This window comes from Clostridium sp., assembly GCF_051656525.1.
In the GTDB taxonomy this organism is placed as follows: Bacteria; Bacillota; Clostridia; order Clostridiales; family Clostridiaceae; genus Clostridium.
The window spans coordinates 1-3,933 of sequence record NZ_JBOGCC010000092.1 but is presented as its reverse complement, the minus strand read 5'-3'; the positions used below and the strand labels follow the sequence as shown (position 1 = coordinate 3,933).

Here is a 3,933-nt window from a genome sequence, read left to right as displayed (position 1 = left end):
TTGCTATGGATGCAGCTAGAGTTGCTAAAAGAAGTGGAGCAGAGCATGTATATGTAGTTTATAGAAAAGATTTTGCTCAAATGACTGCAACAAATAAAGAAATAGAAGAAGCTAGAGAAGATGGTGTAGAGTTTGATTTGTTTAAAGCACCAGTTGAGATTTTAGAAGATGGAATTAAAGTTGTAAAAACTGAAAATGTTGAGGTTGATGGAAGAATTCAAACTAAGATGTTAGAAGAAGAAAGTTTTATTCCATGTGATACAGTAATAATTGCAATAAGCCAAGAGCCAAGAAACACTATTGCATCAAGAGATAAAGAGCTTCAAACAAATAAGTGGGGACTTGTTATAACTGATGAAGAAGGAAGAACTACTAAGGAAGGTGTTTTTGCTTCAGGAGATGTAGTTACAGGAGCTAAAACTGTTGTTCATGCAGTAAATCATGCTAAGAAAGTTGCAAATGCAATTATGGAGTATTGTGAAAAATAATAGTTAAAATAAAACCATTAAATCGATATGATTTAATGGTTTTATTTATTAGCTTCCGAATACAGTAGCTAAGTCATCAATTAATTTTTTTAATTCTAATGAAGTTCTAGGAATTAAAATTCTAGTTTTCTTTTCATCTTTTTCTTTATATATAGAATCATTTCCTTTTAAAAGTTCTTTTTCATTTATTTTATCAAAATATTCTTTTATTTTATGTTTCTTAGGATCTCCTAATAAATCAGTTTTTTCATGATTTAATTCAATTTCATGATGTAGTGCATTTTTATCAGTGGCATTTTTGATATTAACATATTCGTTTACATTTTTCATTTGTATCACCTCTTATAAATTTATATTATTATGATAACATAAATAAGCTTTTAAAGTTTATACTAAATTTTTAAATTTAAATTTATTCTCTTTAAGGATATAAAAAGCATTTGAAAATCCTAAAATACTAATTATAATAGCAAAAGTAAAACTAAAAGGAGCTTCAAAAAAACTATTGTTATAAATATTATTAAAAGAACTACTTATAAAAAGAAAACCTATAAACAGAGAAAGTATAAATTGAAATTTTCCACAAGGATTTGTGATTTTTGAATGAAAAATTTTGTTTAAAATAAATTTGTAATTACTCATATGAAAACCTCCTAATATTTTATCTTATCACACCAAATATTTACATTTAAATCTAATGAAGATAGGTTTGATTGTATAGATATTTGACAAAGAAAGTTAACATAAAAAATGGAGCTATCTATGATAGCTCCATTGCTTTATTCAAATTTACCGTTTTCTTTAAATTCGTCTAAAAGTTCATATATTTTATAAACACATCTTGCTCCACCGCATGAACCATTTCCAGCTCCAGTAGCTGCTTTAACTTGATCTAATGTTCTAGCACCATTTCTTATGGCTTCTTTAACTTTTGCTCTTGTAATAACTTTACATACGCAAGTTTTTGTAAGTTTATCCATAACTTGTTGTTGAATATTATTGTTTTCCAAAGTTATTCCTCCTTTAGTTTAAAATATCTATAAATTTCTGTTTAATTTGCACTTAAAAATCTATTTGTTATGTTCATTAAATCATTTTAAAAAAGAAAAATCAATACTAAATAATAATTTTTATTAATTAAATACTAAATTTGTGATTAAATGGATAAATTTATAGTAAAAATTAAGTTAAATAAGTATGTCTTGTAATTGACTTTTATAAAACCCTACTATATAATAAATTTTAAAAGACGATGATTAGGAAAAGTAGTTGTTTACTGTATTTTAAGAGAGTGCTTGGTTGGTGAAAAAGCATAGTATAATTCAACAAAAATCACCTAGGAGTCGGTGGCTGAAAGGAAATTCTAATTAAGCTTACACGTAATCTCGCGTTAAGGGATAGGATATGTTAGTATCTGAATTTGAATCAGTATATTTTTTAGAGATTAAAACTAAAATTAATGTATTGATATTTAACCATAGGTGGTTTAAACGAGTATATTCTCTCGTCCTATTAATTAGGGCGGGTTTTTTTTATTTTAAAATAGAGTATTAATTAAAGATAAGGAATGATAACAGTTTTAGGAATAATTAATTCTTAACTTTCAATTCTTAATTCTTAATTAAAAAGAAGGGAGTTTTGGCATGTATAAAAAAGTAGAACTTACAAATGGTTTTGTAGGTATGGAAAAAGAAGTTATGAATGACATTTGGAATGCAAGAAATGTTATTCAAAAAAGCTTTGATATGAACCCAAATGGAGAATATTTCACATTTTATGATGGACCTCCAACAGCTAATGGAAAGCCTCACGTAGGACACATTCTTACAAGAGTTATGAAGGATATTATCCCAAGATATAAAGTTATGAAGGGGTATAAAGTTATAAGAAAAGCAGGATGGGATACTCATGGTCTTCCTGTTGAACTTGAAATTGAAAAGAAATTAGGAATTTCAGGTAAAGAGCAAATTGAAGAATATGGTGTAGAAAAATTCGTGCATGAATGTAAGGATAGTGTTTTTACATATGTTAGTATGTGGGAAAAAATGACTAACCAAATTGGATACTGGGTTGATATGGAGCATCCATATGTAACTTATCATAATCCATATATTGAATCAGTATGGTGGGCTTTAAAACAAATGTGGGATAAAGACTTACTTTATAAAGGACATAAAGTAATGCCTTACTGCCCAAGATGTGGAACTGCATTATCATCACATGAAGTATCACAAGGATACAAAGATGTTAAAGACCTAACTGCAGTTGCTAAGTTTAAAGTAGAAGGAGAAGATAATAAATACTTCTTAGCTTGGACAACAACTCCTTGGACTCTACCTTCAAACGTAGCTTTATGCATAAATAAAGCATATGATTACTGTGAAGCAAAAGTTGAAGATGAAACTTATATTTTAGCTAAAGATTTAGTACCTAAAGTTTTAGGTGAAGAAGCTGAAATTATTAAAGAGTTTAAAGGTTCAGAACTTTTAGGAATGAAGTATGAGCAATTATTACCATTCCATAAGCCAGAAGGAAAAGCATTTGAAGTTATTCATGGTGATTATGTAACATTATCAGATGGTACAGGAATTGTTCATATAGCACCTGCATATGGAGAAGATGATAGCTTTGTTGCTAAAAAGAATGGAATGGCATTCATAAACTTAGTTGATACAGAAGGTAAGTTTACTGAAGAAGTTACTCCATGGGCTGGAAAAGATGTTAAGAAATGTGATCAACAAATTTGTGATTACTTAAAATCAAAAAATAAATTATTTAAAGCTGAAAAGCATACTCACTCATATCCACATTGTTGGAGATGTAATACACCACTTCTTTACTATCCAAAAGATAGTTGGTTTGTTGCAATGACAACATTAAGAGATAGGCTTTTAGCTAATAATGATAAAATAAATTGGTTACCTGATAATATTAAAAATGGTAGATTTGGTAAATTCCTTGAGAATGTTATTGACTGGGGAATTTCAAGAGACAGATACTGGGGAACTCCACTTCCAATATGGGAATGTGAATGTGGTCACAGAGAATGTATAGGAAGCATTGAAGAACTTAAAGCTAAAGGTCAAAATGTACCAGATGATATAGAGCTTCATAAACCTTTCATAGATAAAGTACATTTAAATTGTGAGAAGTGTGGAAAAGAAATGACAAGAACTCATGAAGTTATTGACTGTTGGTTTGACTCAGGTTCAATGCCATTTGCACAACTTCACTATCCATTTGAAAATAAGGAATTATTTGATGAAAACTTCCCAGCACAATTTATATCAGAAGCTGTTGACCAAACAAGAGGATGGTTCTATACATTACTTGCAATTTCAACTGCAATATTTGATAGAAACCCATTTGAAAATTGTATAGTTTTAGGACACGTGCTTGATAAAAAAGGATTAAAAATGAGTAAATCAAAAGGGAACGTTGTTGA

General features: G+C 28.7%; 4 protein-coding genes. 2 read left to right on the top strand and 2 right to left on the bottom strand.

Annotation, left to right across the window (positions count from 1 at the left end; translation table 11 throughout):
* On the top strand, positions 1 to 488 hold a 488-nt coding region (locus ACRDDY_RS03250), incomplete at its 5' end, for an FAD-dependent oxidoreductase (protein ID WP_438563531.1).
* Positions 489 to 536: 48 nt separating this feature from the next.
* Here ACRDDY_RS03250 and ACRDDY_RS03245 read toward each other — a convergent pair.
* Both ACRDDY_RS03245 and ACRDDY_RS03240 read right to left on the bottom strand, forming a co-directional pair.
* A complete protein-coding gene (locus ACRDDY_RS03245) occupies positions 537 to 818 on the bottom strand; it encodes a hypothetical protein (protein ID WP_438563530.1) in 282 nt (93 codons plus the stop codon).
* Between the two features lie 449 nt (positions 819 to 1,267).
* Positions 1,268 to 1,468 carry a (2Fe-2S)-binding protein gene (locus ACRDDY_RS03240; RefSeq protein ID WP_438563532.1) on the bottom strand — a complete coding sequence of 67 codons (201 nt, stop codon included), beginning with the start codon at positions 1,466 to 1,468 and terminating at the stop codon, positions 1,268 to 1,270.
* 663 nt (positions 1,469 to 2,131) lie between these two features.
* On the opposite strand from ACRDDY_RS03240, the gene ileS reads away from it, so the two are divergent.
* On the top strand, positions 2,132 to 3,933 hold a 1,802-nt coding region (gene ileS, locus ACRDDY_RS03235; RefSeq protein ID WP_438563529.1), incomplete at its 3' end, for an isoleucine--tRNA ligase.

What these genes read in the sequence shown, in the direction of transcription:
- ACRDDY_RS03245 (WP_438563530.1), bottom strand. Translation starts at nt 818, where the DNA reads ATGAAAAATGTAAACGAATATGTTAATATCAAAAATGCCACTGATAAA.
- ACRDDY_RS03240 (WP_438563532.1), bottom strand. Translation starts at nt 1,468, where the DNA reads ATGGATAAACTTACAAAAACTTGCGTATGTAAAGTTATTACAAGAGCA.